Source organism: Nostoc sp. DedQUE09, assembly GCF_034530915.1.
Taxonomy (GTDB): domain Bacteria; phylum Cyanobacteriota; class Cyanobacteriia; order Cyanobacteriales; family Nostocaceae; genus Nostoc.
Map to the genome: position 1 here is coordinate 1 of NZ_JAVRCE010000130.1, position 5,249 is coordinate 5,249.

Consider the following 5,249-nt stretch of genomic DNA (forward strand, 5'->3'; position numbering starts at 1 on the left):
CCCTCAACACTTGCAATTTTACCTGTTTTAGGGAATGAAACAGCCCTGCCTTTACAAGGGGGGATTAAGGGGGGTAATTTGACTTGTGTAAACACGGTAGCCCAAGCTTGGAAAAGGTATTTAGGGCGAGGGCTTTTGATTCAGATTTTACGCTGGCACGACAAATTTCTCGCTACCAGCCAGTTCAAAGGCTGCATGAATAGCTTGCAAAGCTTTAACACCTTGCTCTTGTGCCACAACACAACTAATTTTGATTTCTGAAGTGGCAATCATTTGAATATTGATTTCTTGTTGGGCTAAAGCTTCAAACATTTTCGCTGCAACACCTGGTTGTCCTAGCATACCTGCACCAACAATACTCACTTTAGCGATCGCACTATCTAAAACAACTTCCCCCCATCCTAACTCTGCCGCTACTTGGGTAAGCATTTTTTTGGCATTTTCCCCGTCTATCCGCGAGACTGTAAAAGCAATATCTCTTCTGGGAACACCATCAATTACCCGGCAACGCTGAGATTGGATAATCATATCAACACTAATATTATGTTGCGCTAATAATCCAAACAACTTCGCCGCCACCCCCGGACGATCTGGCAATTGGCGAATCGCAAGACGCGCTTGGTTCAAATCGAGGGCAACACCGCGAACGGGAGGTGAGGAGTGCTGAGTGCTGAGTGCTGAGTGCTGAGTGCTGAGTTTTCCATCATTACTCCCTGCTCCCTGCTCTCCTGCCTCAATCTCAAAGGCAGTGCGGAGTGCTAAGACAGCGCGATCGCATTCTGCTGCATTGACTACGCAACTTACTTTCACTTCGCTGGTGGAAATCATTTGAATGTTCACGCCTGCTTCAGCTAATGTGGCGAACATCTTTGCAGCTACACCAGGGCGGCCAATCATTCCTGCACCTGCGATGCTAACTTTGGCAATGTTATGTTCTACCATTACCTCGGCTTCGTCAGATTTGGGGTTAGATTGACTCCTCAGTGCTGGGGCGATCGCTGTTGCTACTGCTTCTGCCCGTTTTAGTATTGGTGTTGTCACCGTAAAGGCAATGTCATTACTGTTACCTTCATGAACTGACTGAATAATCAAATCCACGTCTACTTTTTGCCGAGAAATTTCGCCAAATAACCTTGCTGCCACACCTGGTTTATCAGGTACGCGCAACAAAGCGACTTTTGCTTGGTTAGTATCAAATTCTACATGATCTACAGGACGGGCAATTTCCAGATTGATTAGCGATCGCCCTTGGGGTTTGGTTGATGTCACCCAAGTACCTGGTTGATCTGTCCAGCTAGACCTAACTACCAGGGGAACACCGTAGTTACGGGCAATTTCTACAGCACGGGGATGCAGCACTTTTGCACCCAAGCTAGCTAATTCCAACATTTCATCGCAGCTGATGGCATCCATCAACTGAGCTTCGGCAACCAACCGGGGGTCTGTAGTGAGAATACCTGGAACGTCTGTATAAATTTCGCAAAAATTCGCTTTTAATGCGGCTGCGATCGCCACTGCTGAAGTGTCGGAACCACCACGACCTAAAGTCGTAATTTCCATCTCTCCAACGCTAGAGATACCTTGGAAGCCAGCTACTACAACTACTTTACCTGTATTTATGTGGCGAGTTAGGCGAGTAGTTTCAATATGCAAAATCCGAGCGCGGCTGTGTTCAGCTTCGGTAACAATTCCTACCTGAGCGCCAGTCATGGAAATTGCGGGTTGTCCGAGTTCCTGCAAAGCCATACTGAGTAAGGCAATAGTTACTTGTTCGCCAGTAGAAAGCAGCATATCCATTTCCCGGCGATTAGGATTTGGAGAAATTTCAGTAGCTAGTTTGACGAGTCCATCGGTGGTTTTGCCCATTGCCGAAACCACTACGACAATAGAGTTTCCAGCTTGAACAGTTTTATAAACACGCTGTGCAACAGCTTGAATACGTTCGACTGAACCGACAGATGTACCACCGTATTTCTGAACTATGAGCGCCATAACTTTTTATTTAATCAATTGTGCCTGCTTTCATCAATGCTTCCGCCTGGTAAGGAAGCTTTCAAGGCTTATCAGTTATATAGTTTACTAAATATTGCGTCGAATACCCTATAATAATTGATTATTCAAAAACTACATCTTCATAGAGTGTTGCCATTGTTTCCTCAAAATCCACACTATTGAGTCGAAATGATTGATGCTCTGATGTATAAGATTGTAAAACCCATAACCCTTGTTCATTGCGTCGAAAACACTCGACTCGCTGACGTTTTGTATTAATTAAAACATATTCTTGCAGACTTTCCAGTGTTTGATAATCAGCGAATTTATCGCCCCGATCAAAGGCTTCGGTAGAATTAGATAAAACTTCGACAATTAAACAGGGAAATCTTTTATAACCTGGCGTTTCTTGATCGCGTGGATCGCAAGTAACCATCACATCGGGATAATAAAAGCGATTCAGAGATTCGATTCTGGTTTTCATGTCAGCGATGTAAACACGACAACCAGAGCCGCGCACATGATTACGGAGGAGAGACGCCAAGTTAAGAGCAATGGTAACGTGTGGATCTAGCGCTCCAGCCATTGCGTATATGTAGCCGTCGATGTATTCATGCTTGATATCGCTCTGTTCCTCCATTTGGAGGTATTCTTCAGCAGTAATATAGCTTTGTTGGGGTGAGGCTATCATAGTTGAAACTTTAATTCAGGAATATAGCCTTCATTCTAGCGATTGCTTACTATCATCATCTTGATATTCTTTGATTTTGGCATATAAACTGGCAACCGTTTCTTTAGCAAATAATTTTTCTTTAACTTGCAAATAATCACATTCACCTAGTTTACAAGCTGCCCAAAATTTCATTACCTTCGATGGTTCTAAATGATTGAGTAAGACCTGCATAACTTCTTGTAAATTTTCTTGTTCGTTAATAACTTTAATTTCCATTGTCTACCTCAAATATAAAATTAGTCGGGTTAATTACCAAGATTGATAAATTTTGGCATCGGTTGATTAACCTCCGATCGCAAGTAATAAAATAATTACTTTGGGAAGCCTCTGCACAAGCTACATGAAGTGCATCGATAGGTTTAATTCCTTGTTGCTCTAGTTGTTCTCCTCTCACTCTAATATTTTCATCTACTAATACTCTCAAGACAGCTATTTGTAAATATCGCTCCATCGATTGCTGATTTACAAGAAAAGGGTTACGGCTATTTTCATATTCTAGAACTGAAGAACTAACTAGTTCTATTAATCTTGCCTCCACCATTTGTAAAATTAAGATGATAGCTTGTGTTTCTAGAAAAATTTTTGGCTGTGTTTGGTCGTCAAACGGACGATTATAAATACTGGTATCTAGATAAACCCTGGTCATATAGCCTTTTTTACAACTTTCTCTAAAGAAAAGCCATCGCCTCTAGCAATGCGTTCTATGCGTAGGCGTAGCTCGTCGTAGACATCGCTCGTAGATTTACACTTCTTTTCTAGAGCATCGCCAGCTTTCGGCTCAATGATATACCAAAATGAATGCGTGAATTACTCAAATGAGTAAGCAAACTGGGGTTTGAGTAAGTAAAAGCTGCTTTTGCTTGCGGAAAACACTAAAATGAGAAAGCAAAAGCTGCTTTTGAGTAAGTAAAAGCTTCTTTTGCTTGCGGAAAACACCAAAATGAGAAAGCAAACTGGGGTTTGAATAAGTAAAAGCTGCTTTTGCTTGCGGAAAACACCAAAATGAGAAAGTAAAAGCTGCTTTTGAGAAAGCAAAAGCTTATTTTGAGTAAGTAAAAGCTCATTTTGAGTAAGTCGAATGGCATTTTTACTTATTTCAATATGAATTTTAGTCTAGGCTATACCTTCTCTACGAGAGGCTACGCCAACGGTGAGCTTTTCTACGAGACGCTTTGCGAACGCTAACGCACTTTTCAGTTTTACTACGGTATGCTTTGGACAAAACTAGCTTATTCTGGATTTGGGGGGAGACGATCGCTTATGGGTTTACAATCAAAAATAGAGCGCTAGGTTTTACAATATCATCATTGCACCTCAGAGCGATAAAAAAGATTTTGGAGCGATCGTTTATGTTAGGTCTGGAGAGAATTACATTTGACCCTAGCATTATGGCTGGACAAGCTTGCATTCGCGGGATGCGAATTCCGGTTTCTTTAGTGGTAAATTTGGTAGCTCATGGAAAGCCTATAGAAGAAATTTTAGAAGAATATCCTGATTTAGAAGCAGAAGATATTCGTCAATCTCTTCTTTATGCAGCATGGTTGACTCAAGAACGAGTTTATACCTTCAAAAGTGCTTAACAAGTAATAATGAAGTTTTTGGCAGATATGGGAATTTCACTACGCACTGTAACTTGGTTGCGTGGTGCTGGTTATGATGTAGTGCATTTGCGCAATGAAGGTTTGCAAAGACTACCAGATGATGAGATTTTAATTAAAGCCCGTGCAGAAGGAAGAATTTTATTAACTATAGATTTAGATTTTGCCCAACTTTTAGCCGTGAGTGGGGAGAGTTTACCCAGTGTGATTTTGTTTAGGTTGGGGAACGAAAATTATGATGCAATTAATGAACGGTTGACGCAAGTTTTAAGTGAATGTCAGGAAGATTTAGAGTTAGGGGCAATTATTTCTGTAAGTAATGAAACTTTCCGAGTGAGGCGATTGCCTATATAACAATACGCTTGGGTTAAGGCTAAAAACTAAAACTGGCGTAGATTGGGGAGCTTCATTCTACCCCAGAGTTCAGAACAGGAAAGTCCGAGTTAAAGCGATCGCACTTTTCAGTTTTATCACGGTACGCTTTGCACAAAACTAGCTTATTCTGGATTTTGGGGGAGGCGATCGCCTCAGCAAAAATTAGGAATTTCTGCTGCTGAATGTGAAGATAGCACCGCAGGATTCTGCATTTAAAAATAACGGTAGTTACTGATTTTACGAATTTGGCATCAATGTATAGTAGTGCTGATACCAAAGCTGAACTCCACACGTTATTCATTAGATATCTGGCAAAATTACCTAACACCTCACTCCTTAATTCCCTCTCCAAAACATCGGCTACAGTGTACGCACAAGTCGAATTACCCCCCTTAATCCCCCCTTATAAAAGGGGGAAAAAAGAAATTTAGTTCCCTCCCCTTTATAAGCTACGGTGTACACACAAGTCGAATTACCCCCCTTAGTCCCCCCTTGTAAAGGCAGGGCTGTTTCATTCGTTCAGATCGCGATTTTGTCAACAGTATCAGCCA

At 41.7% G+C, this 5,249-nt stretch carries 7 protein-coding genes; 2 read left to right on the plus strand and 5 right to left on the minus strand.

Annotated elements, in window-relative coordinates; translation table 11 throughout:
• Positions 1-147 precede the first annotated feature (147 nt).
• The 4 genes from RMY27_RS35350 to RMY27_RS35365 all read right to left on the minus strand — a co-directional run bounded on the left by RMY27_RS35350 (position 148) and on the right by RMY27_RS35365 (position 3,371).
• Positions 148-1,992, minus strand: coding sequence for an aspartate kinase (locus RMY27_RS35350; protein ID WP_322669452.1), 1,845 nt, complete (start codon positions 1,990-1,992; stop codon positions 148-150).
• Positions 1,993-2,113: 121 nt separating this feature from the next.
• The gene (locus tag RMY27_RS35355; protein ID WP_322669453.1) at positions 2,114-2,683 is read right to left on the minus strand and encodes a Uma2 family endonuclease; all 570 of its coding nucleotides are present in this window, start codon (positions 2,681-2,683) and stop codon (positions 2,114-2,116) included.
• Positions 2,684-2,713: 30 nt separating this feature from the next.
• A complete protein-coding gene (locus RMY27_RS35360) occupies positions 2,714-2,941 on the minus strand; it encodes a hypothetical protein (protein WP_322669454.1) in 228 nt (75 codons plus the stop codon).
• The gene (locus tag RMY27_RS35365) at positions 2,931-3,371 is read right to left on the minus strand and encodes a PIN domain-containing protein (RefSeq protein WP_322669455.1); all 441 of its coding nucleotides are present in this window, start codon (positions 3,369-3,371) and stop codon (positions 2,931-2,933) included. Before RMY27_RS35365 ends, RMY27_RS35360 begins: the two co-directional genes overlap by 11 nt.
• A gap of 568 nt (positions 3,372-3,939) precedes the next feature.
• On the opposite strand from RMY27_RS35365, the gene RMY27_RS35725 reads away from it, so the two are divergent.
• Both RMY27_RS35725 and RMY27_RS35375 read left to right on the plus strand, forming a co-directional pair.
• Positions 3,940-4,305, plus strand: a complete 366-nt coding sequence (locus RMY27_RS35725; protein ID WP_416212398.1) for a DUF433 domain-containing protein — start codon at positions 3,940-3,942, stop codon at positions 4,303-4,305.
• Between the two features lie 9 nt (positions 4,306-4,314).
• A complete protein-coding gene (locus RMY27_RS35375) occupies positions 4,315-4,677 on the plus strand; it encodes a DUF5615 family PIN-like protein (RefSeq protein WP_322669456.1) in 363 nt (120 codons plus the stop codon).
• A 52-nt stretch (positions 4,678-4,729) separates the two neighbouring features.
• On the opposite strand, the gene RMY27_RS35380 is transcribed toward RMY27_RS35375, so the two are convergent.
• Positions 4,730-4,999 carry a hypothetical protein gene (locus RMY27_RS35380; protein ID WP_322669457.1) on the minus strand — a complete coding sequence of 90 codons (270 nt, stop codon included), beginning with the start codon at positions 4,997-4,999 and terminating at the stop codon, positions 4,730-4,732.
• Positions 5,000-5,249 lie beyond the last annotated feature (250 nt).

Coding starts and splice junctions, on each gene's coding strand:
- RMY27_RS35375 (WP_322669456.1), top strand. CDS start 4,315: ATGAAGTTTTTGGCAGATATGGGAATTTCACTACGCACTGTAACTTGG.
- RMY27_RS35380 (WP_322669457.1), bottom strand. CDS start 4,999: ATGAATAACGTGTGGAGTTCAGCTTTGGTATCAGCACTACTATACATT.
- RMY27_RS35350 (WP_322669452.1), bottom strand. CDS start 1,992: ATGGCGCTCATAGTTCAGAAATACGGTGGTACATCTGTCGGTTCAGTC.
- RMY27_RS35365 (WP_322669455.1), bottom strand. CDS start 3,371: ATGACCAGGGTTTATCTAGATACCAGTATTTATAATCGTCCGTTTGAC.
- RMY27_RS35355 (WP_322669453.1), bottom strand. CDS start 2,683: ATGATAGCCTCACCCCAACAAAGCTATATTACTGCTGAAGAATACCTC.
- RMY27_RS35360 (WP_322669454.1), bottom strand. CDS start 2,941: ATGGAAATTAAAGTTATTAACGAACAAGAAAATTTACAAGAAGTTATG.